This window comes from Calothrix sp. NIES-2098, assembly GCF_963875125.1.
GTDB lineage: Bacteria > Cyanobacteriota > Cyanobacteriia > Cyanobacteriales > Nostocaceae > Aulosira.
The window spans coordinates 404,029-430,000 of sequence record NZ_CAWNKJ010000001.1 but is presented as its reverse complement, the minus strand read 5'-3'; the positions used below and the strand labels follow the sequence as shown (position 1 = coordinate 430,000).

The 25,972-nt window shown below is 43.0% G+C and carries 19 protein-coding genes and 1 rRNA gene (1 of these 20 cut by a window edge); 7 read left to right on the top strand and 13 right to left on the bottom strand.

The window, feature by feature from the left end:
- The 5 genes from AACU33_RS01645 to AACU33_RS01630 form a co-directional block, all read right to left on the bottom strand.
- Nucleotides 1-785 (bottom strand): 16S ribosomal RNA (locus tag AACU33_RS01645); it reaches 702 nt to the left of the window's first position.
- A gap of 703 nt (nucleotides 786-1,488) precedes the next feature.
- Nucleotides 1,489-1,686, bottom strand: coding sequence for a hypothetical protein (locus tag AACU33_RS37520; protein ID WP_445291744.1), 198 nt, complete (start codon nucleotides 1,684-1,686; stop codon nucleotides 1,489-1,491).
- A 9-nt stretch (nucleotides 1,687-1,695) separates the two neighbouring features.
- On the bottom strand, nucleotides 1,696-2,307 hold the full coding sequence (locus AACU33_RS01640; RefSeq protein ID WP_096586739.1) for a 2OG-Fe(II) oxygenase: 612 nt from the start codon (nucleotides 2,305-2,307) through the stop codon (nucleotides 1,696-1,698).
- A 73-nt stretch (nucleotides 2,308-2,380) separates the two neighbouring features.
- On the bottom strand, nucleotides 2,381-3,244 hold the full coding sequence (locus AACU33_RS01635; RefSeq protein WP_096586738.1) for a fructosamine kinase family protein: 864 nt from the start codon (nucleotides 3,242-3,244) through the stop codon (nucleotides 2,381-2,383).
- A 58-nt stretch (nucleotides 3,245-3,302) separates the two neighbouring features.
- Nucleotides 3,303-4,583 (bottom strand): M16 family metallopeptidase, encoded by a 1,281-nt coding sequence (locus AACU33_RS01630; protein WP_096586737.1) that lies wholly within the window; start codon nucleotides 4,581-4,583, stop codon nucleotides 3,303-3,305.
- A 367-nt stretch (nucleotides 4,584-4,950) separates the two neighbouring features.
- Between AACU33_RS01630 and AACU33_RS01625 the strand changes: the two genes are divergently transcribed.
- Nucleotides 4,951-5,373 (top strand): hypothetical protein, encoded by a 423-nt coding sequence (locus AACU33_RS01625; RefSeq protein WP_096586736.1) that lies wholly within the window; start codon nucleotides 4,951-4,953, stop codon nucleotides 5,371-5,373.
- Here the strand turns inward: AACU33_RS01625 and AACU33_RS01620 are convergent.
- The 3 genes from AACU33_RS01620 to AACU33_RS01610 all read right to left on the bottom strand — a co-directional run bounded on the left by AACU33_RS01620 (nucleotide 5,370) and on the right by AACU33_RS01610 (nucleotide 9,569).
- Nucleotides 5,370-8,501: a pentapeptide repeat-containing protein gene (locus AACU33_RS01620; RefSeq protein WP_096586735.1), complete on the bottom strand. Its 3,132-nt coding sequence runs from the start codon at nucleotides 8,499-8,501 to the stop codon at nucleotides 5,370-5,372. The genes AACU33_RS01625 and AACU33_RS01620 overlap by 4 nt on opposite strands.
- Nucleotides 8,502-8,705: 204 nt before the next feature.
- The gene (locus AACU33_RS01615; protein WP_339375700.1) at nucleotides 8,706-8,963 is read right to left on the bottom strand and encodes a hypothetical protein; all 258 of its coding nucleotides are present in this window, start codon (nucleotides 8,961-8,963) and stop codon (nucleotides 8,706-8,708) included.
- A 132-nt stretch (nucleotides 8,964-9,095) separates the two neighbouring features.
- Complete coding sequence (locus tag AACU33_RS01610) at nucleotides 9,096-9,569, bottom strand: hypothetical protein (RefSeq protein WP_096586734.1); 474 nt, start codon at nucleotides 9,567-9,569, stop codon at nucleotides 9,096-9,098.
- 187 nt (nucleotides 9,570-9,756) lie between these two features.
- Here AACU33_RS01610 and crtD point away from each other — a divergent pair, with 187 nt between their 5' ends.
- Nucleotides 9,757-11,271, top strand: a complete 1,515-nt coding sequence (gene crtD / locus AACU33_RS01605) for a C-3',4' desaturase CrtD (RefSeq protein ID WP_096586733.1) — start codon at nucleotides 9,757-9,759, stop codon at nucleotides 11,269-11,271.
- Between the two features lie 62 nt (nucleotides 11,272-11,333).
- Here crtD and AACU33_RS01600 read toward each other — a convergent pair whose 3' ends face one another.
- The 3 genes from AACU33_RS01600 to AACU33_RS01590 form a co-directional block, all read right to left on the bottom strand.
- Nucleotides 11,334-13,370, bottom strand: a complete 2,037-nt coding sequence (locus tag AACU33_RS01600; RefSeq protein WP_096586732.1) for a chromosome segregation ATPase — start codon at nucleotides 13,368-13,370, stop codon at nucleotides 11,334-11,336.
- 153 nt (nucleotides 13,371-13,523) lie between these two features.
- Nucleotides 13,524-14,429 (bottom strand): Hsp33 family molecular chaperone HslO, encoded by a 906-nt coding sequence (hslO, locus tag AACU33_RS01595; RefSeq protein ID WP_096586731.1) that lies wholly within the window; start codon nucleotides 14,427-14,429, stop codon nucleotides 13,524-13,526.
- A 400-nt stretch (nucleotides 14,430-14,829) separates the two neighbouring features.
- Nucleotides 14,830-15,264 carry a hypothetical protein gene (locus AACU33_RS01590; RefSeq protein WP_339375699.1) on the bottom strand — a complete coding sequence of 145 codons (435 nt, stop codon included), beginning with the start codon at nucleotides 15,262-15,264 and terminating at the stop codon, nucleotides 14,830-14,832.
- 161 nt (nucleotides 15,265-15,425) lie between these two features.
- Between AACU33_RS01590 and AACU33_RS01585 the strand changes: the two genes are divergently transcribed.
- Complete coding sequence (locus AACU33_RS01585; protein ID WP_096586729.1) at nucleotides 15,426-15,803, top strand: hypothetical protein; 378 nt, start codon at nucleotides 15,426-15,428, stop codon at nucleotides 15,801-15,803.
- A gap of 242 nt (nucleotides 15,804-16,045) precedes the next feature.
- On the opposite strand, the gene AACU33_RS01580 is transcribed toward AACU33_RS01585, so the two are convergent.
- Nucleotides 16,046-16,471 carry a universal stress protein gene (locus AACU33_RS01580; RefSeq protein WP_096586728.1) on the bottom strand — a complete coding sequence of 142 codons (426 nt, stop codon included), beginning with the start codon at nucleotides 16,469-16,471 and terminating at the stop codon, nucleotides 16,046-16,048.
- A 181-nt stretch (nucleotides 16,472-16,652) separates the two neighbouring features.
- On the bottom strand, nucleotides 16,653-17,954 hold the full coding sequence (gene hisD, locus AACU33_RS01575) for a histidinol dehydrogenase (RefSeq protein WP_096586727.1): 1,302 nt from the start codon (nucleotides 17,952-17,954) through the stop codon (nucleotides 16,653-16,655).
- Between the two features lie 766 nt (nucleotides 17,955-18,720).
- Between hisD and rpsT the strand changes: the two genes are divergently transcribed.
- The 4 genes from rpsT to AACU33_RS01555 all read left to right on the top strand — a co-directional run bounded on the left by rpsT (nucleotide 18,721) and on the right by AACU33_RS01555 (nucleotide 25,959).
- Nucleotides 18,721-19,017, top strand: a complete 297-nt coding sequence (gene rpsT / locus AACU33_RS01570) for a 30S ribosomal protein S20 (RefSeq protein ID WP_339375698.1) — start codon at nucleotides 18,721-18,723, stop codon at nucleotides 19,015-19,017.
- Between the two features lie 56 nt (nucleotides 19,018-19,073).
- Entirely contained in the window at nucleotides 19,074-19,859 is a 786-nt protein-coding gene (locus AACU33_RS01565; protein WP_096586725.1) for a TatD family hydrolase, read from the top strand.
- An 802-nt stretch (nucleotides 19,860-20,661) separates the two neighbouring features.
- Nucleotides 20,662-23,961, top strand: a complete 3,300-nt coding sequence (gene rpoB, locus AACU33_RS01560; protein ID WP_096595086.1) for a DNA-directed RNA polymerase subunit beta — start codon at nucleotides 20,662-20,664, stop codon at nucleotides 23,959-23,961.
- A 120-nt stretch (nucleotides 23,962-24,081) separates the two neighbouring features.
- The gene (locus tag AACU33_RS01555; RefSeq protein ID WP_096586724.1) at nucleotides 24,082-25,959 is read left to right on the top strand and encodes a DNA-directed RNA polymerase subunit gamma; all 1,878 of its coding nucleotides are present in this window, start codon (nucleotides 24,082-24,084) and stop codon (nucleotides 25,957-25,959) included.
- The last annotated feature ends 13 nt before the right edge of the window (nucleotides 25,960-25,972 follow it).

Here is a 25,972-nt window from a genome sequence, read left to right as displayed (position 1 = left end):
ACAAGCCACGCCTAGTATCCATCGTTTACGGCTAGGACTACTGGGGTATCTAATCCCATTCGCTCCCCTAGCTTTCGTCCCTCAGTGTCAGTTGCGGCCTAGCAGAGCGCTTTCGCCACCGGTGTTCTTCCTGATCTCTACGCATTTCACCGCTACACCAGGAATTCCCTCTGCCCCGAACGCACTCTAGCCATGTAGTTTCCACTGCTCTTATGAGGTTGAGCCTCACTCTTTAACAGCAGACTTACATAGCCACCTGCGGACGCTTTACGCCCAATCATTCCGGATAACGCTTGCATCCTCCGTATTACCGCGGCTGCTGGCACGGAGTTAGCCGATGCTTATTCCTCAAGTACCGTCATTTTGTTCTTCCTTGAGAAAAGAGGTTTACAACCCAAGAGCCTTCCTCCCTCACGCGGTATTGCTCCGTCAGGCTTTCGCCCATTGCGGAAAATTCCCCACTGCTGCCTCCCGTAGGAGTCTGGGCCGTGTCTCAGTCCCAGTGTGGCTGATCATCCTCTCAGACCAGCTACTGATCGTCGCCTAGGTGCGCTCTTACCACACCTACTAGCTAATCAGACGCGAGCTCATCTCTAGGCAATTAATCTTTCACCTCTCGGCACATCCGGTATTAGCCACCGTTTCCAGTGGTTGTCCCCGACCTAGAGCCAGATTCTCACGCGTTACTCACCCGTCCGCCACTGTGTCCGAAGACACCGTTCGACTTGCATGTGTTAAGCATACCGCCAGCGTTCATCCTGAGCCAGGATCAAACTCTCCATTTTGTGATTTGAGTTTTTCTTTCCGAATTGCTTCTCTCGCTTTCGGAAATCCTGTACATTTTTTTGTTGAAGATCTTTGAGCCTTGCCCAAAAATCTTTTGACGAGGATTGGTTTACTTTTAAGCTTTCAAAGTATTTGTTTTTCTCGGTTCGGTTGCTGCGGCGTTTTTGCCTCGCCCTCAGCACTTATCTAATCTAACAACCTCACAAGGTTTCGTCAACCCCCTCTCTACAACTTTTTTTTATAAATTCTCAAAAAAAAGCAAGAAGCATACATAATATAGATTACAGCGATTTTTATTTGGGAATCTTAGCGATCGCAATTCAAAAATATTGAAAATAAACTTCAAGCTACCTGACCCAGCCCTTTCAATACGAACAAATGAACTACTTTATTCAAAGCTGAAACTCAGTCGCAGTATAGAATCTGAGGCACGACTTCAATAGACCTCTTGCAAAAGTCCTAGATGCGTGGGACAAGTACGTAGAGTTGGGCAGCATATATGACATACAAACAAGTAAAGAGCCTGAAACCAGAAGACTTTAAACGCTTGTGTAGTGTTAGTAAGTCCGGAGAATTTCAACTATGCTAATAGAACTACTGTAAAATTAGGCTAGCATTCGGTGTAATTGTTGACAAATGAGAAAATATTGAATTAATAGCAATTTCAGCAAATTTTAAGCTGCTGTATTATTAAACGTGAAATTAAGAATCTAAAAATACATTCTCTAGTAGGAAGATTAGTATCCAACTGTCATTAGTGAAATCTGCATTAGCATCGTGTAAGCGATCGCCTAATGTGGTAGCAAAAAATCTAAAAACGGTTAAAAATATTGCTTGCAGAGGTCTATCGATAAGATAATGGGGCGAAATTAGTGGCTGGGAAAGCAGGTTAAGAATCAAGCTACGAAGCTATTTTTTTTGCTTTCTGGTAGACTGAGTAACTCTTGATTCTACTGTAAACGGTGGTATCTCCTGGAGTTCAGCCTCACTCAAACTATACTGTTCACAAACCAGACTCAACCGATTTCCCGGAGTTTGCACTGCGTTAACAGAGTGGATTAAATCACCTTGAAAGTAGAGTAAAGTATTCATCTGTGGCTTAATTTGCGCAAGTTGGCGTTTGTGCGATTTGAGTATGAGTTCTCCCCCCTGCATATCTTGTGGTAAACGCACATAGAGAACGCTGACCAGTAGAGGAGGTTCAATGGTTTTGCAGTAGGAACGCAAAGACCGATCGATATGCGAATCAACGCGGGAACCTTCTTTAAGTAATAAAGGATTGAGATAAAAAGCATTACAGTTAGCCTGGATGGCTAAATCTAGATAAGGCTTGAAGTAAGGAAACTTTTGTTCTACTTGCGCTATGTGCGATTTTTGAAATACTACAGAAAAGCCCTTCGTGCCGACAAAATCACGGTTGAGGTTATTAATTGCAAAGTAAGGACAAGCATGGATTTCTCCCCATAAATCATTTAGGTAATTGCTGGGGAAAGCGTTTGGTTGTAGTTGATAGTGCTTCACTGTCGGTCTGAGGGGTAAGCGATCGCTTAATGTTGTATTTATTGATTATGAAGAATTGTACTCAGAGCGTTGTTCAACGCAAAATCTGGTCAATCATCCGGTTCGCTTGAGAACCATATCCACCGCCAAATAAATTGAAGTGATTGAGAATGTGATACAGGTTATAGAGCGTTTTTCTCTGCTCATAACCTGCATCTAAAGGAAATACTTCGTTATAACCTTGATAAAAGGCTGTTGGAAAACCACCAAATAATTCTGTCATGGCAATATCAACTTCGCGATCGCCAAAATAAGTTGCTGGATCGAAGATAACTGGTTCCCCAGATACAGTACACCCAGCATTCCCTCCCCATAAATCACCGTGTACTAAGGAAGGTTCCACTTGACGATCTGCTAATAATTCTGGGATAGCGGCTAGTAACTTCTCTTGCTTGGGAAAACTACCCCCTCGTCGTTTAGCTAACTGAAATTGATAACCCAAGCGCTGTTGAGCATAAAATTCTGCCCAGTTTTCTGTCCAAGTATTTATTTGAGGCGTGGAACCAATAGTGTTGTTAATTTTCCAGCCAAAACCTTGACTGCTAGTAGCTTTATGCATTTGTGCTAGCTTTCGCCCCATTTCTTGCCAAGATTTAGTATTACCTCCTCCCATTTCCAGCCATTCCAATACAATGTAGCTAGAATTACCAGCCGTACCCCAACACAAAGGTTGGGGAACTCGAATACTAGCGGTAATCAGCATTTCCTCCAATCCCAGCGCCTCAGCCTCAAACATGGAAACTTGGGATGCTTGGTTTAGCTTGACAAAGTAAGTGCGTTGATTATCAGAAACAGCATAGCCTTGGTTAATACACCCACCACTAACAGAACGCTTTTGCTGACTCTGAAATTTGTCACCAATCACTTCGCTAATATGAGCATCGATTTCAGTCCACATCGTGTTTGTCACTTGTCATTTTTTATTTATCTTATGACGATTGACTATGGACTCTTGATTAAGCTGGCTTGAGGACAACTACACCATAAGCATCACTAGAAAGATATTCTTGTGCAGCTTGCATCAAGTCGGTTGCTTCTTGAGCTTGAATATTTGCAGGGTAGTTAAAAGCTGGTTCTAAATCTCCCAGCATGGACTGATAGTAACCATATAAGCCAGCGCGATCGCTTGGCGTTTCATTGGCAAAAATAAATCTGTTGGCTACTCTTCGCCGCACCCGCGCAATTTCTGATTCTTTGACCAACTCTGTTTGTAACATCCGGATGTGTTGAGCGATCGCTTCTTCTACCGCTGGTAAATTTTCTACTGCACACTTAGCCGAAATATAAAACGTCCCTTGCAGTTGGTTACTCATATTACTTACAGCAATCGAAGACACCAATCTCCGTTCTTCCCGCAAATCCTGTACCAACCTTGAAGTCCGTCCGTGTCCTAAAATTCCGGCTAAAACATCTAGAGCGTAAGTCTGCTCGATATACCGCAACCCAGGAACTCGCCAAACCATTACTAGTCGTGCTTGCTGGAGTGATTCATCAACGAATTCTTGGCGGACAATTTCCTTGAACACAGGTTCGGGATGAAGTACTGGTTCTATCCCAAGTTCAGAATTTTTGTTGTTAGTAGCTTGATTAATTCCTTCCGCCACAATTGCAATTAATTCTTCTGTGGGTAAATTACCTACAGCCACAGCTGTAATCGATTGGGGTTGATAAAAAGCCGCGTGGAAATTTCGCATCTGCTGGGGTTGGAGTTGGGAAATCACTGATTCCGGCCCCAATACTGGACGGCGATAGGGTAAGCGCTCAAAAGCCATTTCCATCGACCGCCGAAAAGTCCGACGCTGGGGATTATCTTCCGATCGCCTAATTTCTTCTAGTACTACAAAGCGTTCCCGTTCAAAAGCATCATCTTCAATACTGGGATTAAATACTACATCTATTTGTAGCGGAGCCAGATCGGCAAAATCCTTGGGAGCAGTAGTTATATAGTAGTGTGTATAGTCTTGGCTGGTAGCGGCATTAGTAACGGCTCCACGCTCTTCAATTCGACGTTCAAATTCGCCGCTAGCTAGGCGTTCTGTGCCCTTAAAAATCATGTGCTCTAAAAAGTGAGCCATGCCATTAATGGTATCCGATTCTACCGCCGAGCCAACCTTAATCCACAAACTCAGGTTAACAGCGTCAATTGGCATTTGCTCTACTACTATTGTCAAACCGTTAGGTAACTGGTGCAGCGTTGGAGCATTAAGACGAGGAAATTTTACCAGGGTTGAGATCATTGGTAGTTGTGAGTGGTGAGGTGAAAAGCTTGCTTACTTCTTTATCTTATCTAGGACTGAAAGCAACTATGGTTAAGTGGTTAGGCAAAATTAAAGTTACAAGTGAAGCCAGGAAAACAGGGTAGAAAATGTGTAGTTAATTTTGTATCAAAGATATTTGATACCTCACATCAAGTATCTTCAGTATAATTATTGATTCGATAATTGACCTAAATCCAGAATTGAAGTTTTCATTTATACTTTTTATTCTCTTCTCCCATCTGCCCAGTTGGGGAGCGATCGCGTAGCCTCTCGCTTAGAAGTCGAACCACTGCCCTCTACCTTTTTTCACTTACTACAATCATCTCACCTGTAACTTTAAAAACAAATGATAAGTAATTTTAATCCTACATTTATCGCTTTATTCATCCTGTTCATGGTGATTTTGAATTTTATGTTCCGCGTTGACTGGAATGATTTGGCGAAACTCTACCGCACTGAGGAACCACCACCAGCAAATATCTCGCGGTTTGAGCATGGTCATGTGGGTTTGGTGTATTACAAAGGAACTTTAAATGTTGGTGTTACTCCCGAAGGGCTGTATTTGAGTATTGTTGCGGTGTTTAGGTTTGGGCTTCCGGCGTTGTTGATTCCTTGGGGTGCGATTAGGAGAATTGAGCAGGCTAATCAATTATTTGTACAGAGGTTTCGTTTGTATCTCACTAAGCCAGATGTGAAGATTATTCTGAGGAAAGAGGCTTTGGAAGCAGCGAGGAAATATTTAGCGGCGCAGGGTATTGAGTGGATTTAGATTTTGCGTTCTAGAATGGTACGGCGAAGATTCGCCCCTTGAAGATTTGCACATTCAAGATTTGCCCCTTGAAGATTTGCATTTTGAAGGTTTGCTCCTTGAAAATTTGCATTTTGAAGATTTGTATTTTGAAGGTTTGCATTTTGAAGGTTTGCTCCTTGAAAATTTGCTCCTTCCAGATTCGTGTTTTGAAGAATGGTGTTTTGAAGAATTGCCTCTTTAAGATTTGCTTGCTGAAGGTTAACCTGTTTCATATTTGCTTCTATAAGATTTGCCCCTTGAAGGTTAGCTCTTTCAAGAATTGCACTTTGAAGAACCGCTCGATAAAGGTTTGCTCCTACCAAAATCGCCCCTTGAAGATTTGCTTGTTGAAGGTTAGCCCGCTCTAAGTTTGCTCCTGCAAGAATTGCCCCTTGAAGGTTAGCTCTTTCAAGAATTGCACCTTGAAGAACCGCTCGAGAAAGGTTGGCCCCTTGAAAAATCGCCCGTGAAAGGTTTGCTTTTTGAAGGTTAGCCCGCTCTAGATTTGCTCCTGCAAGAATCACCTCTTGAAGGTTAACCCTTTCAAGAATTACACCTTGAAGAATCGCCCGTGATAGATTTGCTCCCTCAAGATGTGCACCTTGAAGAATTGCCCGTGAAAGGTTTGCCCCTTGAAGATGTGCACCTTGAAGATTCGCCCCTTGAAGACGCGCACGTTGAAAATGTGCCCCTTGAAGATTCGCCTTACAACAATCTTGGGATACGAGAATACAGTTTTTTAAATCTAGAAAACTTAAGCAATTTAAGCAAAAAATCTCACTATTGTTATCAACTCTTTGCCCACGCAGGCGAGAAATCCAAGTACCAAAAGCTTCAGAAAAAGGCCACTGAACCTGAGAAACCTTTCTCGTCGCTCTTGCACAAGCATTCAAAACAGCTAATAATGCCTCTTCTGCATTACGTGCTTGCCGATTTGCTTCCTGAAAAGTGGGTAACTGCAATTTTTCCATCGGCATTCCATTTTTTAACATATAACTTATCAGGTCACATATTGTCTGCTGCCATTCCGCAACATCAACCTGATATTTATCTTGCTGTAATTGAATTTCATTGATAATAAAGTTAAAAATATAATTATCCATAGCGGTTAAACCGCATAACTTCGCCCAACGTTCTAAAGCTTGCAGCTTATTCCATCCATAATCTGAATCTTCTTGGTTAGCTTTTAGCTGGTTATTAATGAGTTTTAATTCCAGCATAATACGTCTTGCTGTTAAATACTCACCAAAGCTTTTATGAGTAAATTCAAAAGTCTCCTCACGACCTTTTAAGCCACTTTGTCGGAAATAGAAAGCAGTTAAGAGACGAGTTAAGCTAACTTTTTTATCTTGCTTAAATATATTTAATATTCTTTCCAGAAGGTTGCTATCACAATACTTCTCAATTTCTGAAACCGTCGTTGCCCTAACATCTCCTCCATGCCAAGCAGCAACAGCAATACTTTCTAGAATGCGAATAAAATCTTTTTCTTTAATACCTCTAATTACTGGGTTATCATTACCCCAACTTCGTTGATAAACTGCTGTGAGTAAATCTGCATAAATTTCATTGAGGTTACTATCATCGGAAAATTTAACTGCACCGCGAACAAAACTTAAAGCAACCAAGTAATTTAATAACGGCTGGGACGTAATTTCTCTCAAATGTCCCTTGTCTAATTCTGCGGGTAATCTGTCATATTCACGACCGCTAGCTTTACCATATTTATCCCACCAAATTTGTCTTTGGTCTTGCTCTAATAAATTTTGAGCATCGATATAATTATTTTGCCTTCTTTCTTCCTCATCTACAAAATAAGGAAGAACATGAAGGATTTGCTTAGGTTTACGAAAATCGCTTTGACTTTTTTGGATAACTAATTCTCTTCCACTAATTAAAACTTGGAAACGAGTTTGAACATGATTAAATGCAGTGGCTTGTCTTTGTACTTCACTTACAAACTTCTGGGCAACTTCTTCACCCATCTTGCCCTGCATAGCTAATTCATCTAAACCATCAAAAATTATTAGTAATTTTTCTACTTTATTCTCTTTATCCAAAGGATTAGGTGGTAGAGGAATATCACGCAAGTCATTAATAAACTTGCTGATACCATTAACTAAATCATCTTCTGGGTCAAACAGGTGTAATTGAATAAATAAAACTGAAATCTTGCCTATCTTCGCCTGTGTAGCTGCAAAAATTTTAGAAAAGGAAGATTTACCGCTTCCTGGCCCACCACTAATTACCCGGATAGCATCTTTTTGATCGGCTTCGTCTAACCAAGTTTGTAGTTCTGCTTGTAAATCAACAACAATACGTTCAGTTTTTCTATCTTGTTTATAATTCTGTCTTCCTCCAATCGCAAAAACATCATCATCTTCATCCGCTATTTTGCGTTCATAGTAAGCACGAAGAGGAACATAAACTTGTTCCAGACTAAAGGCTTCAGAAAACATCCGTTCATTAACTTGTTTTTGCAACCATGTAGAGTAACGTTGCCAAGCTTGCTCTCTTTCACCTGCTTTAATAAAAGGGGTATTTAGTTCAGTTTGTAAAACTATATATTTATCGCTATTTTTCTTCCATTCTTCAATGAGTGAATAGACAAACTCTGTAGGAAGACGATTACTAATCGCTTCTGCTTGTGCTGGGGTGGTGACAAATTCTGTTAACCACTGGCGAAAAGGTTCTTTGATAGCTGGAACAATAGCTAATTCTTCAGGATGAGCAAAAAAGTTGCTGTCAATTGTTAATTCTGTAGCTTCTAAATTTTGGAGACAATTTTCTAAACGGTGTTTAACTATAGTCTCAATCTCATCATTATCAACTTTTCTTAGTAAATCGTGATTATCATCTACTAAACTAGCCATTGCTTGAATTAAAGAATTAAAAATCAGCAGATAAGCTATTTCTCCCGGTTCTTTAGCCAAGCCAACAGCAGCACCCATTTCTACCAAATTTTCGGGGACGTTGCTCACATTACCAGTCAACCCATTCACTACAACTTTGGTTAGCGCTGTAAAGCCACTCCCGAAGTTAACATTAAGACGCTTGCTGAAGACGGAAACAGGCTGCTTGATGAGAATTCCAGGTTTGCTGCTCATAGCTGTTGTATTGTGTTGATAAATATAGTTAGCTCATACCAATTCCCCAAAATTCTGATACATATAGATTCTTCGTAGGGGTTTAGCACTGCTAAACCCTCACCCATGTATAGAAATCATGATTAAAGTGAAACGGTATGAGATATTTAGACGATATTTGCTAGTAATTGTACGCAAATTCACTCTTAAATAGTGTTATTGATACTAAAAAGCTTCAAGTTTCAGCCTCAAAACCTCAAGTTTCAGCTTCAGAACCTCAAGCGTCAGCTTCAGAACCTCAAGTTTCAGCTTCAGAACCTCAAGTTTCAGCCTCAGAACCTCAAGCATCAGCCTTAAAGCCTCAAGCATCAGCCTCAGAACCTCAAGCGTCAGCCTCAAAGCCTCAAGCATCAGCCTCAGAACCTCAAGTTTCAGCTTCAGAACCTCAAGCGTCAGCTTCAGAACCTCAAGCTTTAGCCTCAAAGGTTCAAGTGTCAGTACAAAAAATTTGTAGGTTGGGTCGAAGTATGAGACCCAACACCCTCATCAATGTTGGGTTTCGTTCCTCAACCCAACCTACGCCTAGATAAATGTTAACAGTGCTGGTTTCAGGTCTTAACTAGTCGTTGTTGCAGCTTTCTTCTTCTTGGAACTGCGGGTAAACCTACGTCCCATCTCGTCTATGACTGCATCTAAACCAGCAACATCACCGCTAGCTTTGGCGTAATTGTAAACTGCTAAAGCTGCTGTATATGCTTCACTACCCGCAGTGATACAAGTATCATCCACAAGTTCTTGCAGTTGCGTCAGGGATAAAAGTACTGGATACAAAGCCTCATACAGCGCTACATCCCGGCGCATTTCTTCTACATCAAAGGAACGAGGTAAAAAATTTGGGTTTTGTGTCGCTACTTCCAATGCTTTGCTGACAAAAGCGCGACTTTTATCACCCATTTTTAAAATTTTGCGTCGGTCATCCGTTGTCAAATCTACCAAAAACGGTAACTTTTCGCGAATTGTTGCGATCGCCTGCATTACCGCTTCCCGATCAGCAGGGGAAAAGTTAGCACTGAGACGATTATCAGCCATTTTTATCACTCCTCTGGGATAACTCTTCTCAGTATTCCCAAAGTAAAACAGGCAATTAGCTGATTTAAGCTCACAATCACTGTTCCTTAGCAAATTGCAGCTGATACAAGCTTGGGTGATGGCTTGGCGAAAGAACCACTTTTGTTAAAATTAAGAATAATATTAAGAAATATAAACTAAAGTCTCAATGCCCAGTCTATCGCTTGACAAAAAAGCATCTCGTGTCGTTGTCGTCGGTGCAGGAATAGGTGGGCTAACTGCTGGCGCATTATTAGCCCATAAAGGTTACAGCGTTTTAATCTTAGACCAAGCCCTTGTACCTGGGGGTTGTGCTTCTACATTTAAACGCCGAGGATTTACATTTGATGTCGGCGCAACCCAAGTTGCTGGTTTAGAACCTGGGGGGATTCATCACCGGATTTTCTCAGAATTGGGAATAGATTTACCTGAAGCCACACCTTGCGATCCGGCTTGTGCGGTTTATCTTCCTGGGGAATCGACACCGATCAACGTTTGGCGCGATCGCGAAAAATGGCGAGAAGAACGCCAACGACAATTTCCTGGTAGCGAACCATTCTGGCAATTGTTAGCAACTCTATTTCAAGCTAGCTGGGAGTTTCAAGGACGCGATCCGGTGCTACCGCCACGTAATTTATGGGATTTGTGGCAGCTAACTCAGGCGGTACGTCCAAGTACATTAATTACTGTGCCCTTCACTTTATTTACTGTGGGCGATGCTTTACGGCTATATGGTTTAGGTAACGATCAACGCTTACGGACTTTCTTAGATTTACAACTGAAGCTGTATTCCCAAGTCAATGCAGAAGAAACAGCTTTACTGTATGCAGCCACCGCCTTAAGTGTCTCCCAACTACCCCAAGGATTATTTCACCTCCAGGGTAGTATGCAAGTCTTAAGCGATCGCCTGGTAGAATCCTTGGAAAGAGATGGCGGTAAGTTGTTGATGCGTCACACCGTCGAAAAAATTACCGTCGCCAATGGTCAGGCCTCATCCGTGACCATCCGCAATCAACAAAGCGGCGAAGTCTGGACAGAAACAGCCGACCATATAATTACCAATGTCACTGTGCAAAACCTCGTCCAGCTTTTAGGCGACACAGCACCATCAGGTTATAAGCAGCGAGTCGAAAAATTACCCCCATCATCAGGGGCGTTTGTCGTCTATTTAGGTGTAGATGCTAGCGCCATTCCCCCTGAATGCCCGCCGCACCTGCAATTTTTATACAACGCCGATGGGCCGATTGGCGAAAATAATTCTTTATTTGTCTCCGTTAGCCATCCCGGAGATGGCCGCGCCCCAGATGGTAAAGCTACAATTATTGCTTCATCTTTCGTAGATACACGGAGGTGGTGGCAGACTGAGAATTATGAAGAACTCAAGCAGCAGTATACAGAAGAAGCGATCGCCCGCCTAGCAAAGTTCTTCTACCTCAAACCCGAAACGATAATTCATCAAGAAGCCGCCACACCCCGCACCTTTGCTCATTTCACAGCACGCGATCGCGGTATTGTTGGTGGTATAGGTCAACGCATCCCCACCTTCGGCCCCTTTGGTTTTGCCAATCGCACACCAATTAAGCATCTTTGGTTAGTTGGTGACTCCACCCACCCTGGTGAAGGGACAGCTGGGGTGAGTTACTCAGCACTGACTGTAGTGAGACAAATAGCTAGTGCTGAGTGAAAAGTCCAGAGTCAAGACATTACTTATTTCTCCCTAGCCTGACCTATCTAGAACACTCCAGATTACAATCCCGTAGTAGTCGGTGTCGTCGGGGATGGTTCAGGTGCAGGTTGAGGTTCAGGATTAAGGAATTGCCGCCAAGTTCTAATTTGCTCTTGTGCAGCACTGTAAGCAGAACTACCTCTAGGAACCAATTTCGCAGTTTCAATGCCTTTGTAGATATCAGACTGTCCCTGAGAACGGGCAATATCTAACAATTGCTGACTCCACTGGTCAATGGCGATATTAGCATCCATTCGTAAGATGCTACGCCTGGGAACCTGTTGAGCTAGTTGTATGGCATTTACTAAAGCTTCTGGTGTACCAGCTAACGCTGCATCCCGCGCTTTTTGCCAGTTTTCTTTGGCGCGGATTTGCCCTCGCCAATCGTTGATCGCCTCTTGTGCTTCGCCAGACAGTGCCCGTCCTGATGAGGCAATTTGTTCGGCAGCGCTAATAGCAGCAGGTAAATTTCCACTCTGAGCCAAGTCTCTTGCTTGATCTAAGTAAGGCTGATCCTGAATTCGCTGAATCTTGGCTGTCCAATTCCGGATTTTTCTGCGTGCTTCTGGATACAAAGCTCGACCATTACGAATTTGGCTGGCTTCCGAGATTGCTGCTTGCAAAGAAGTAACATCTTCCAGCAATGCTATTTGTTCGGCTCGATCCAAGAAAGGTCGATCTTGAATTGTTTCTACTTGAGCCTGCCAGCGTCCCGCTTCTTCTCTGGCTTCACTAGCACGGGGGTTACTACTTGGGATTAGCTGTGCTTGGGCGATCGCTGCTGTTAAATCGCTGACTGTTCCTTGGCTAGCTAAGGTTCGCGCTTTTTCTAAGCGGGCAACATCTTCAATTTCCAACTGCCATCGTGCAATCAATTGTTGTGCTTTATTATACACAGCCCTGGTAGGAGCGATTTGCTGTGCTTGGGCAATTGCGGTTTGTAAACCGGAAATATTTCCAATCCAAGCACTTCTTTGCGCCTCAGCCAAGCTGATAAAGTCTTCAACTTCTGTTTGCAATCCAGTATTTTCGGGAATTTGCCTAGCAATATCTAAAGCTGTATCTGCATCCTGCTTATCTAAGTTTGTCTGGGCCAAATCCAACATCTTACGTCCAAATGCCGGAATTGACTCTTGAGCTTTCTGATAAACGTAACTACCTTGACTAATTGATTCAGCGATTTTTATAGCTTCGAGTATCTTATCCGCGACGCCACTCTTGGCTAAACTCTCAGCTTTTGCTAATTTTTCCCCATCTTCCCGTGCTGTAGCAATTAGCTGATTTAATTGATCGTACTTAGTGGTTGACCAGTATTTATTGTCCAGACGCAACAATTTAGCAGATAGCATAAAAGCAGATTGCCAGTGTCTCTCGCGCAATTCTGCTTCCGCTTGCTGATAAATTTCTTCTCCTCTTGACCAGATCGATTGCCATTTAGTAATTTTTTCTTCTACTAATTTATACGCAGATACATCGTCAGGTATCTTACGTGCAATTGCGATCGCCTCATCTAAATTTCCCGCTTGAAAACTTTGATCGGCTAGTTGCAAAATATCCTCTGACCATGTTTCTATGAAGCGATCGGCCTCTCCACGCAATGGGTGATTTTTGGGCAATTGCTTCACTAGCCCAATTGCTTGCAGTAAGTCGGTTACAGTTTGTTTAGAAGCAGCTAACTGAGCGCAGTGTAGCCGTACCGACTCACTAGCTAAAGGCCAGAAAATTTTTGGGCAATTAGGGGCTGCTGGCAACTTGAGCAACATTGCCATAGCCAGAAATCCGATGCCACCGGGAATTAAGGTTAATAAAACTAACCACAACACCCAGTTTTGCATCCAGCGGGGCAATTTACTGAAAATATAATTGGGTGAAACAGTTTTTTGGGACTGATTATTTAAAGGAAATCCTTCGGAATTATTATCTGTTTGCCGCTTCACTGACTTAGAGTTAGAACCAGTAGTTTCACTGAATTGTGCTATTTCGGATAATCTATTACTATCATCCGGCTCTCTGGCTCTGCCTCGGGACCAACTGTCTGTAATATCCCGCTCTGTCATCTCTCACACCAAAATAATTGAATAGCGATCTGTTGTAGATCGATAATTCCATAGTTGCCATAGTAACTTTCTCATTATTAAAAAGCTACATTTCTTATTATCTCTCTCCACAGATACCATTAACAATTTCAAAAGTTAGTGCGCTTTTATACCTTAACCTGAAGCCGAAGATTCAGTCTGCAAATCGACAATTAACTGAGCTAACTGATCGCTGCTTGCTTGGTAAACTCGGCCGCAAAAGTCGCAAGTTGCTTCAGCGCCATCGTCTTTAACGATCATATCTTGTAGTTCGGCTTCTCCCAAAATTTTTAATGCTCCTAACATCCGGTCGAAAGAACAACCACAGTGGAAGCGCAAAATTTGGCTTTCGGGAAAGATTGTCAGTCCCATATCTCCCAGTAAATCTGTAAAGATTTCTGGTAAAGTCTTACCCGCTTGCAATAATGGCGTAAATCCCGATAAAGCAGCTACCCGCGATTCCAAGGTTGCTACTAAAGCTTCATCTCTAGCTGCTTTAGGTAACACCTGTACCAATAAGCCACCAGCAGCAGTTACCCCATTTGCTCCTACAAATACACCTAAAACCATAGCTGAAGGTGTTTGTTCGGAACTCACTAGATAATGAGCTATATCATCACCAATTTCACCAGAAACAAGTTCTACAGTACTAGAGTAGGGGTAGCCATAACCAATATCCCGAACAACATAAAGAAAGCCCTTACCAACTGCACCACCAACATCTAACTTACCTTTAGCATTAGGTGGTAATTCCACAGATGGGTTGCCAACATAGCCACGTACAGTACCATCTAAGCCAGCATCTACCAAGATGCCACTTAAAGGGCCATCACCCTTAACTCGGACATTTACCCTAGAACCAGCTCGCTTCATACTAGAAGCCATCAACAAGCCTGCTACCATAGTCCGACCCAGTGCTGCTGTTGCCACATAGGATAGCTGATGACGCTGTCTTGCTTCCTCTGTGAGGCGCGTAGCGATCGCGCCTACTGCTCGAATCCCACCTTCGGCTGCCGTAGCGCGAATTAATTGATCCGCCATGAAAAACCTTACCAATAGTATCTTTTGCTCAACGCCTCTGCTGTGAGGCATAGGAATGAAAGTACTATTTAGTATAACTTAGTATAACTATACTTAACTTAAACATATCATTTGATACTAAATTGGGAGAAAAGTATTGTTTCTGATTTGAAATTTTAAACGTTCTAGATTCTTGACTTTTTTTAACAGCCAGAAATTTAATTTCCACGCAATATAAGCCATACAAAAACAATGTTGATAATTAATCAGTCATTGCCATAAGCAAACTCATGTTTTTTAAGCTAAATATTGTCTAGGCAAATATGTTTTTCTCGATGAACAAGGAAGTTACGGATAATGCTGATTACCTGTCGCTTCCTCCAAATTGTATTGAGTGTATTTTTTTTATGAGAGCATCAATTTAAGATTCGCTATTGTTAGTTGGGTTAGGTTCTCGCTGCCACTGTTTTAGGATAAGCACTGACCAGAAAATAAATCCTAATATCGCTAAACTAGTTAACGCATCCGTCCAGATAAACAGATGCATCTTTGCTGAAAACTGTGACAGATTTCCATAAAAGTAATGTCCTGGGCTTACTAGACCTGTAAATGAATAGAGAACTAGACAAGCATAAGCTAGCCAAAACCTTCGATATTTGTATAACCAATACCCAGTAATTCCGATAGCTGTCAGAATTAGCCATGATTGATAAATTGAAGAGGCTGTAATCCAGATCGGTTGAGGATATCGATCGATGAATAGATAATTATCAGTGAAATGAATAGCTGTAGAAATAATGCTGGCAATTAACAGAATTTTCAACAACTGCTGAGGTTTGACCTCAAGATTCATCATCAGTTTTTCTCAAGTTGAAATCCACTTACTGCAAAGAAGCAGCATAAACTGCTATAACTAGATTAAATTATTTGGAGACTATAATAAAAGCTGAACCAATTTTTTCTACTGTATTTGCCATAAAATAACAACTTGTTCAAGTTGAATACAATCCTTAAAAAATGCTGGGTAATTTTCAACAAAGCCAACTACGAATAGAAATCGAAGCTTCAGCAAGTACAATTCGCGACAGTCTGCTGCGTCCAGTTGAATTGCAAAAATGGCTTTTAGGGCAAAGCTTTGCTCCTGGAATGCCAGAAGAATTGTACTCTGGTTTCGAGTTTACTACCTGGACTGGGCCAGTTGCGATTCATCATCAAGTGAACGTAGCTCAACCTAATTGCATTCGCTTTTTACTGAGTGGTGGAATTGATGGATTTCATGAGTGGTACTGGGGAGAAGGTTGGGTACAATCACGTGTAGAAGGTGTGTCAATGCTACCTATAAATTTAGGACAAACTTTAAGTTTGTTGAGTTTGCGCCAGTTTTTAGCAAAATAGTAGTAAGCAATTGAGTGCTTGAAAATCTAGGGCTAAAGTCCTAATTAGCTACAAATCTGTTAAAAATCTTGCTTTTCTTAGCGTAAATTTTATTGCTGTTTCTTTTTGGGCAAGAATGTCTATGTTATTGTCATAGATTTGATCGCCCTAGCGTATTGATTAGTGAATATTTAAGCGATCGCATCTTTGGGTTTTGTAAAGTTGCGATCGCTTAAAATATGAATCCAACCACTCTATATTTTTTAATTAGGCTTTACTACTAACACTGAACAAGCAGCTTCTTCTACCACTTGACTGCTAACAGAACCCTGAACAATTCGCTTCATACCAGTTAAACCGCGACTACCAATCACAATCAAGTCAGCTTTGTAAATATTGGCAAGGCGAATAATTTCGTCAGCCGGATCGCCAGTTACTAGTTCTAATTCACTTTTAATAGGTAAACTTTCTTGATAGGATTGGAGTTGTTTTTCGATATGGAAAAATGAAAATGTAGGTGATTCTGAATGAGGTCGATCTGCGGGTAATTCCATCTCTGCCTCTGGCGTGGGAAACACATGGCAGAGAATAACTTTGGTGTCTTGTGACAAAACAAACTCGTTTAAACTCTGAATTACTCGTTCTGCAATATCTGAACCGTCCAGAGCTACCAAAATAGTTTTTAGCACCGCTCTCGTCTCCTCAAGAGTAGACCTCTTAAAATAAATACTTGGTAAAGTTTATTGGTAATTAACCAATAATTTTCCAGATGTAAACCGAGTTTATGTAGTACTCAATTTTTCAAACTTCTAGTTTGAAGCCATTAAGCAACTTTTACCAAAAGTATAAGCAAAAATTCAGCTTTCTCAATCACTCTTCACGCTGAATTCTCCTTCGTACTGAATCAGCATGAGAGGGTAAACCCTCTACTGCTGCTAATATGTCAATTGTACCAGCCACCTTTTGAAGTGCCGTTTGCGAGTATTGAATAATACTAGATTGTTTGAGGAAAGTTTCCACACCCAATGCTGAAGCGTAGCGAGCTGCCCCAGACGTTGGTAAGGTATGATTTGGGCCTGCTAAATAGTGTCCTACGGCTTCCGGTGTTGAGTCACCCAAGAAAATAGCCCCAGCATGGCGAATTTTTTGCAATAATTCCCAAGGATCTTGAACTTCTAATTCTAAGTGTTGGGGGGCAAATTCATTTGCGAGTTCTGCTGCTGCTTCTAAAGATTCCACAATCACGATCAAACCGTAGTGAGCGATCGCTTTTTCTGTGTCTATGCGTCGGGGATGATCTACTAATTGTCTTTCTACCGCTACTTGTACGTTTTTAGCCAAAGCCGCATCCGTAGTCAACAAAATCGCCGCTGCCATTGGATCGTGTTCAGCTGGTGCTAATAAGTCAGCTGCAACATATACGGGATTTGCGGTTTCATCAGCAATAATTAGCACCTCACTTGGCCCAGCCAAGCAATCAATACCGACATTACCGTAGACAAGTTTTTTTGCTAGGGTGACATAAATATTACCCGGCCCGGCAATCACGTTTACTTTGGGTATCGTTTCTGTACCGTAGGCTAAAGCCGCGATCGCCTGTGCGCCTCCAACACGATAAATTTCTTGAATTCCAGCTTCTTGCGCAGCTACTAGTACCGCTGGATGAATTGCTTTTCCTACTCCTGGTGGAGTTACCATAACCACCTGAGGTACACCAGCAACTTTGGCTGGGATTGCAGTCATCAGTGCTGTGCTAGGATATACAGCGCGACTACCAGGCACATATAAACCCGCACGATCTACAGGAGTGTAGCGTTTGCCCAGCACTACATTATCATCACCAAACTGTACCCAGCTTTTTGGTACTCGCTGTTTATGAAACGCTTCAATTTGTTGGCAAGCCTGTCGAATCGCTGCCAGCAAATCCTTGGACACTTGTTGATAAGCTGCATCTAGTTCTGAGCCTGTAACACGCAGTTCCTCTGGCTTGAGGGTTTGGTTGTCAAACTCGGCTGTATAATGTAATACAGCTTTGTTACCTTGGCGCTTCACCGCTTGTAACACTTCTCGCACCGTTGCCTCTTTGTGAAGCACCTGTTCGTCATGGGTGCGATCGCAGATACGTTGTAGTTCTGCTCTAACGTCTGCCTGCTGAGTAATAATTCGCAGCATGGAGTAAGGACAATGCCAAAATTTAGAATATTCCCGCCTGAGAATCAGTTTTGCTCTTTCCCAAAATTAGGTACAAAGCTTACTCTAATTCCCTTCTCTAGCTTAACCTGGATTTTTTTGATACTTCCAAGGTTCTAGCATCTAGGTTGCTTGAGAAAGCGACTTAATTGCTCAGGCTGACAAGCCAAGCCTTGACTTATAGTAGGGAGTAGGCGTACCAATCCTACTAACCTTTTACCCCATCCATCAATGTCTAAATTGGAAGTGTGTTTACACATCAACCCAACCTTGAATCAAGAATGAGTTAGGGTATAAGTATAATTTTTACTAAGTTTTCTCAGCCTAATAACTAAAATTTACAGATCTTGCTCAGGAACTAGGGACAGCTGGCTTCAATGCTGAACAAGCGCCTAGCTACGTTCTAGGCTAAGATGTCGTGTCTGTTGATTTAAAGCTATATTACAGTTGTTTGGCTCTGACAATCTATGCTCTAGGCTTGCTGCTAACTCATCCATTGGTGAGCTTAAGATCATCATCCTTAATTTGTTGAGAGTAACTTAATATTAGTTCATTTCTAAGTTCGGCAGCACAATTACGACAACGTGCTTAGAACTTAGCTCCTGGCCATTTCCTCCTGAAATTCGCTGAGATCTCTAGAAAACTCTAAAGTGAGATTTTTTCGGAAATCTTAACATTGGCAATATGGATGCTATATTAGTAAATCTAGTAGTGTGTGTACATATTAATAGTCTTTTTGGAACTGACTGTGGCGAATACAAAGTCTGCTCTTAAGCGCGCCCAAATCGCAGAACGCAATCGACTGCGTAATAAAGCATATAAATCAGCTGTCAAAACGCTGATGAAGAAGTACCTGAATGCAGTAGAAGTCTATGCTGCTAATCCCACTCCTGAATTAAATCAACAAGTACAGGAGCGATTAGCTGAGGCTTACAGCAAAATTGACAAAGCCGTAAAGCGAGGTGTGCTTCACCCAAACAATGGGGCGAGGAAAAAGTCAAAATTGGCTCACAAACTCAAACCACTTACACAAACAGCACAGTAGTCTCAAATCATTAAGTCATTAGTCTAGTGCTAATGACTAATGACTTTTAACCAAAGATGCAGCTAATTGACACCCACGTTCATATCAACTTTGACGTTTTCCAGCCAGATTTAGCAGCAGTGCGATCGCGATGGCAAGAAGCAGGTGTAGTGCATTTAATACATTCCTGTGTCGAGCCATCAGAGTTTGCCAGTATCCAAGCCATAGCACACGAGTTTCCCGAACTCAGCTTTGCCGTTGGTTTGCATCCCTTAGATGCGAAACAATGGAACGATCGAACAGCCGATGAAATTTCAACTTTGGCTCGTTCTGACGCGAAAGTAGTAGCAATGGGCGAAATGGGGCTGGATTTGCACAAAGCTGATAATTATGAGCAGCAACGCATGGTATTTGAGGAGCAACTAGCAATTGCTAGCGAACTCAACTTACCTGTGATTATCCATTGCCGTGACGCAGCGCCCCAGGTAAGAGATGTATTGCAAAAATGGCGAGAACAAAAGGGAGAAAGCGTTCGTGGTGTAATGCATTGTTGGGGTGGAACGCCGCAAGAAGCTCAATGGTTCATTGACTTAGGCTTTTACATCAGCTTTAGCGGGACAGTTACCTTCAAAAATGCAAAGCAGATCCAATCTACCGCCGCTATGGTGCCGAGCGATCGCTTGCTAATTGAAACAGACTGTCCTTTTCTCGCTCCCGTCCCCAAACGAGGTACAGGAAGGAATGAACCTGCCTACGTCCGTTATGTAGCAGAGAGTATAGCCCAACTGCGTGGGGAAACATTAGAAGAGATCGCCAATCAAACCACCCAAAATGCTTGCGAATTATTTGGTCTTGTAATATAGATTCTGAATTTGTAAGTGCAATTGGCTGGGTAAAAATAAATAAATACCTCGGAGGACGGAAATATGCTAAAATTATTTCCTCCAAAACACTTTGCTTGCGCCATAATGATAAAGGAAGGAAATTAAAACTCCTAAAATTGATTTTGTACAGTTATCAACTTGACCATTGCTACCCTAAAAGCAGCTATCCTTCGGGTGTCTACGCTCTTTATGTATAAGGGTTGACCATCCTCCGATCTCTACAAGCGGATGCACTCAGGCGATTGCCAAGCCTGATACTCTAGGTTGAGCTAGACATGTTGAAAAAATTACCTTTTCCGTATTTAACCTATAGAAAACTTTTAAACGTAATTGCCTTGTGAGTAGAACCCAGCAAGATAAAGCCATACGAATTCAGAGTCGGTTACAAGCCACTCAGTTCCTTAGTTTTAGGATATCACCGTGAGTCTAAATATAGAGGGGTATTGAATACACAACAGTAGAAAGCTGCGGAGGCTAATTAACGCGCTTGTGAGAGGGGAAGTGACGAAAGCCAATTTAATTTCAGACTATCTCAACCATCTGCTTTTGAGAAATCAACCTAGTAGCTGGTTATTAGTTATAATTGTCACTTCATGAGGGGTACTTTCCCCCTTGTCAAGATAGCACTTTCCAGCTTAAATTTCTGCGTTTGCCCGAACCTGTAAATAGCAGGTGATGTTAAGGAGAAGTTCCCAGACAGCTACGGACACTGGCTAGCGGTGGGAACCGTGAACAAGCAGTGTCCAATGGTAAGTTTAACCAGGTTGACAAAGGTAGAGGCATGACAAACGAAACATATATGGAACCCGCCTTTCTGTTGCCCGACTTGATTGAAATCCAGCGTTCAAGCTTCCGTTGGTTTTTAGAAGAAGGGCTAATAGAAGAACTGAACTCCTTTAGTCCGATCACAGACTACACTGGCAAACTAGAACTGCACTTTTTAGGTCAAAACTACAAACTCAAAGAACCAAAGTACAGTGTCGAAGAAGCCAAACGGCGGGATAGTACCTACGCTGTGCAAATGTATGTCCCCACACGGCTGCTCAACAAAGAAACTGGGGATATTAAAGAACAAGAAGTATTCATTGGCGATCTACCTTTGATGACCGATCGCGGCACCTTTATTATTAACGGAGCCGAACGGGTAATCGTCAACCAAATCGTGCGATCGCCTGGAGTTTATTACAAATCGGAAATTGATAAAAACGGTCGACGCACCTACTCAGCTAGCTTAATTCCCAACCGGGGGGCATGGCTAAAATTTGAAACAGACCGTAACGATCTGGTGTGGGTACGAATTGATAAAACCCGTAAACTCTCAGCCCAGGTACTTTTAAAAGCCCTAGGTTTATCAGATAACGAAATCTTTGACGCCTTACGCCACCCTGAATACTTCCAAAAAACCATTGAAAAAGAAGGGCAATTTTCTGAAGAAGAAGCCCTAATGGAGTTGTATCGCAAATTGCGTCCTGGTGAACCACCTACGGTATTAGGTGGGCAACAGCTGTTAGACTCGCGATTTTTCGATCCCAAACGTTACGATTTGGGGCGTGTCGGACGGTATAAGCTCAATAAGAAACTACGGCTGTCTGTTCCCGACACCATGCGCGTGTTGACCCCTGGCGATATCTTGGCAGCAGTAGACTACCTGATTAACCTGGAATATGACATCGGTAATATTGACGACATCGACCACTTGGGTAATCGCCGCGTGCGTAGTGTCGGTGAACTACTACAAAACCAAGTGCGGGTAGGTTTAAACCGTTTAGAAAGAATCATTCGAGAACGGATGACTGTATCGGACGCTGAAGTACTTACCCCAGCTTCCTTAGTCAACCCCAAACCACTGGTAGCCGCAATCAAAGAATTCTTCGGCTCCAGCCAATTAAGTCAGTTCATGGATCAAACCAATCCTCTCGCAGAACTGACCCACAAACGCCGTCTCTCTGCCCTTGGCCCTGGTGGTTTAACTAGAGAACGGGCTGGATTTGCTGTTCGGGATATTCACCCCAGCCACTACGGACGTATTTGCCCGATTGAAACCCCTGAAGGCCCTAACGCTGGTTTGATTGGCTCCTTAGCAACTCATGCACGGGTAAACCAATACGGATTTTTGGAAACTCCATTTAGACCAGTAGAAAATGGTCGTGTGAGGTTTGACTTACCGCCAGCTTACATGACTGCTGATGAAGAAGACGATTTGCGAGTTGCTCCTGGAGATATCCCAGTTGATGAAAATGGCATGATTATTGGCCCGCAAGTGCCAGTACGCTATCGTCAAGAATTCTCTACCACCACTCCAGAGCAAGTGGACTACGTAGCTGTATCTCCCGTACAGATTGTATCGGTAGCTACAAGCATGATTCCCTTCTTGGAGCATGACGACGCTAACCGGGCATTGATGGGTTCCAACATGCAACGGCAAGCAGTACCTTTGCTGAAACCAGAGCGTCCTTTAGTCGGCACAGGCTTAGAAGCTCAAGGTGCACGTGACTCCGGGATGGTAATCGTATCTCGCACCGATGGCGATGTGGTTTATGTTGATGCCACAGAAATCAGGGTACGTGTTAAAAACGCAACCACGGAAATTAAGTATACCCTTTCCAAATATCAGCGTTCCAACCAAGATACCTGTCTCAACCAAAAACCCTTAGTGCGTACAGGTGAGCGTGTTGTTGCCGGTCAGGTACTAGCTGATGGCTCCTCTACAGAAGGTGGAGAATTAGCCCTGGGTCAAAATATCGTCGTCGCTTATATGCCTTGGGAAGGCTACAACTACGAAGACGCAATTTTGATTTCTGAAAGATTAGTTCAGGATGATGTTTATACCTCAATTCACATTGAAAAATATGAAATTGAGGCACGCCAAACAAAGCTAGGCCCCGAAGAAATTACACGAGAAATTCCCAACGTTGGGGAAGATGCTTTACGTCAACTAGATGAACAGGGAATCATTCGCATTGGAGCATGGGTAGAAGCTGGGGATATCCTGGTTGGAAAAGTTACACCCAAAGGTGAATCTGACCAACCCCCAGAAGAAAAACTACTGCGAGCGATTTTCGGTGAAAAAGCACGGGATGTGCGCGATAACTCCTTGCGCGTTCCTAACGGTGAAAAAGGTCGTGTCGTAGACGTGCGTCTATTTACCCGCGAACAAGGAGATGAACTACCACCTGGAGCCAACATGGTAGTCCGGGTGTATGTCGCTCAAAAAAGGAAAATCCAAGTCGGCGACAAAATGGCAGGACGTCATGGTAACAAAGGGATCATCTCCCGCATCTTGCCAGTAGAAGATATGCCCTACTTGCCAGATGGTTCCCCAGTAGATATTGTCCTCAACCCCTTGGGTGTACCCAGTCGGATGAATGTCGGACAAGTGTTTGAATGTCTTTTAGGATGGGCAGGTCAGAACTTGGGTGTACGGTTTAAAATTACTCCCTTTGACGAAATGTATGGGGAAGAGTCATCCCGCCGAATTGTGCATGGCAAATTGCAAGAAGCACGGGATGAAACCGGCAGAGATTGGGTATACAACCCCGATGACCCAGGCAAAATCATGGTGTTTGATGGTCGCACAGGCGAACCCTTTGACCGACCTGTAACCGTGGGTGTTGCTTATATGTTGAAGCTGGTACATTTGGTGGATGATAAAATCCATGCCCGGTCTACAGGCCCCTACTCGCTGGTTACTCAGCAACCCTTGGGTGGTAAAGCACAACAAGGTGGTCAGCGCTTTGGGGAAATGGAAGTGTGGGCATTGGAAGCCTTTGGTGCCGCTTACACCTTGCAGGAATTGCTGACAGTCAAATCTGATGATATGCAAGGACGTAATGAAGCCCTCAACGCCATTGTTAAAGGTAAAGCTATTCCTAGACCAGGAACGCCAGAGTCCTTTAAGGTGTTGATGCGAGAACTGCAATCCTTAGGTTTAGATATTGCTGTCCACAAAGTAGAAACCCAAGCAGATGGTAGTTCCTTAGATGTAGAAGTCGATTTGATGGCAGACCAATCAGCACGTCGCACACCACCTCGACCTACTTATGAATCTCTTTCCCGTGAATCACTGGAAGACGACGAATAAAGATTAGGCAATTAGGACATTGGGAATAGGGTAGAGGAAAATCCCAATGCCCAATGCCCAGTGCCTAATTTCAAACAAAAAACTAAATATACTCATAACTCAGAACTCAGCACTTATAGTATGAGACACGCCCAAACTAATCAGTTTGACTACGTAAAAATCGGCTTGGCATCACCAGAACGCATTCGGCAGTGGGGCGAACGCACTTTGCCTAACGGTCAGGTTGTTGGTGAAGTTACCAAGCCAGAGACGATTAATTACCGTACTCTCAAGCCGGAGATGGACGGCTTATTCTGCGAACGTATTTTTGGCCCAGCGAAAGATTGGGAATGCCATTGCGGTAAATATAAGAGAGTACGTCATAGAGGTATAGTCTGCGAACGGTGTGGTGTAGAAGTAACAGAGTCACGGGTGCGGCGGCACCGTATGGGATATATCAAGCTGGCAGCACCGGTAGCCCACGTCTGGTATCTCAAAGGGATTCCTAGTTATATTTCCATTCTGCTGGATATGCCTTTGCGGGATGTGGAACAAATTGTTTATTTCAACTCTTATGTTGTTCTTAGTCCAGGCAATGCCGAAACTTTAACTTACAAACAGCTACTCAGTGAAGATCAGTGGCTGGAAATTGAAGACCAAATTTATAGTGAAGATTCGCAGCTACAAGGCGTAGAAGTAGGTATTGGGGCTGAAGCTTTATTGCATTTGCTTGCTGATATTAATTTAGAACAAGAAGCTGAAAGCCTGCGGGAAGAAATTGGTACTGCTAAAGGACAAAAGCGGGCAAAGTTAATTAAACGCCTACGGGTAATTGACAACTTCATCGCTACTGGTTCCAAACCAGAGTGGATGGTGATGGCTGTTATCCCGGTGATTCCCCCTGACTTACGTCCAATGGTGCAGCTGGATGGTGGTCGGTTTGCTACCAGCGATTTAAACGATTTGTATCGTCGAGTAATTAATCGCAATAATCGTCTGGCACGCCTACAAGAAATTTTGGCACCAGAAATTATTGTCCGCAACGAAAAGCGGATGTTGCAAGAAGCAGTAGACGCTTTGATTGATAACGGACGCCGGGGACGCACCGTAGTCGGTGCTAATAACCGTCCTTTGAAATCCTTATCGGACATTATTGAAGGTAAGCAAGGACGTTTCCGGCAAAACTTGTTAGGTAAACGGGTTGACTACTCCGGTCGTTCTGTAATTGTGGTGGGGCCGAAATTAAATATTCACCAATGCGGTTTGCCTAGGGAAATGGCAATCGAGCTATTTCAACCCTTTGTGATCAATCGCTTAATTCGTAGCGGTATGGTAAATAACATCAAAGCTGCGAAAAAACTGATCTCCCGTAACGACCCCAGCGTGTGGGATGTATTGGAAGAAGTGATTGAAGGACACCCAGTACTACTAAACCGGGCACCAACACTGCACCGCTTAGGGATTCAAGCATTCGAGCCAATTTTGGTAGAAGGTAGAGCTATTCAACTCCATCCCTTAGTTTGTCCAGCATTTAACGCTGACTTTGACGGCGACCAAATGGCGGTACACGTACCCCTGTCTTTAGAAAGTCAGGCAGAAGCACGGCTGTTGATGCTGGCTTCTAACAATATCTTGTCGCCAGCTACTGGTAAGCCAATTATCACACCCAGCCAAGACATGGTTTTGGGAGCATACTATTTAACCGCAGAAAACCCAGGTGCTACCAAAGGGGCGGGACGGTATTTTGCTTCTCTCGATGATGTAATTATGGCTTTCCAGCAAGAGCAAATTGACTTGCACGCCTATATCTACGTGCGGTTTGATGGCGAAGTAGAATCAGACGGGCCAGATACAGAACCGCTGGAAGTTACCGAAAACAGTGATGGTAGCCGGACTCTGCTCTATAAATACCGCCGAGTTAGAGAAGACGCTCAAGGGAATTTGCTGTCTCAGTATGTCCGCACGACACCAGGTCGCGTGATTTACAACAAGGCAATTCAAGAAGCACTAGCAAGTTAATTCGTAATTTCTA

Bases quoted from the DNA above. Each gene is read 5' to 3' on its own strand.
- AACU33_RS01620 (WP_096586735.1), bottom strand. From the start codon at position 8,501: ATGAGCAGCAAACCTGGAATTCTCATCAAGCAGCCTGTTTCCGTCTTC.
- AACU33_RS01600 (WP_096586732.1), bottom strand. From the start codon at position 13,370: ATGACAGAGCGGGATATTACAGACAGTTGGTCCCGAGGCAGAGCCAGA.
- rpoB (WP_096595086.1), top strand. From the start codon at position 20,662: ATGACAAACGAAACATATATGGAACCCGCCTTTCTGTTGCCCGACTTG.
- crtD (WP_096586733.1), top strand. From the start codon at position 9,757: ATGCCCAGTCTATCGCTTGACAAAAAAGCATCTCGTGTCGTTGTCGTC.
- hisD (WP_096586727.1), bottom strand. From the start codon at position 17,954: ATGCTGCGAATTATTACTCAGCAGGCAGACGTTAGAGCAGAACTACAA.
- AACU33_RS01585 (WP_096586729.1), top strand. From the start codon at position 15,426: ATGCTGGGTAATTTTCAACAAAGCCAACTACGAATAGAAATCGAAGCT.
- AACU33_RS01590 (WP_339375699.1), bottom strand. From the start codon at position 15,264: ATGATGAATCTTGAGGTCAAACCTCAGCAGTTGTTGAAAATTCTGTTA.
- hslO (WP_096586731.1), bottom strand. From the start codon at position 14,429: ATGGCGGATCAATTAATTCGCGCTACGGCAGCCGAAGGTGGGATTCGA.
- AACU33_RS01555 (WP_096586724.1), top strand. From the start codon at position 24,082: ATGAGACACGCCCAAACTAATCAGTTTGACTACGTAAAAATCGGCTTG.
- AACU33_RS01630 (WP_096586737.1), bottom strand. From the start codon at position 4,583: ATGATCTCAACCCTGGTAAAATTTCCTCGTCTTAATGCTCCAACGCTG.
- AACU33_RS01635 (WP_096586738.1), bottom strand. From the start codon at position 3,244: ATGTGGACTGAAATCGATGCTCATATTAGCGAAGTGATTGGTGACAAA.
- AACU33_RS01625 (WP_096586736.1), top strand. From the start codon at position 4,951: ATGATAAGTAATTTTAATCCTACATTTATCGCTTTATTCATCCTGTTC.
- AACU33_RS01610 (WP_096586734.1), bottom strand. From the start codon at position 9,569: ATGGCTGATAATCGTCTCAGTGCTAACTTTTCCCCTGCTGATCGGGAA.
- AACU33_RS01565 (WP_096586725.1), top strand. From the start codon at position 19,074: ATGCAGCTAATTGACACCCACGTTCATATCAACTTTGACGTTTTCCAG.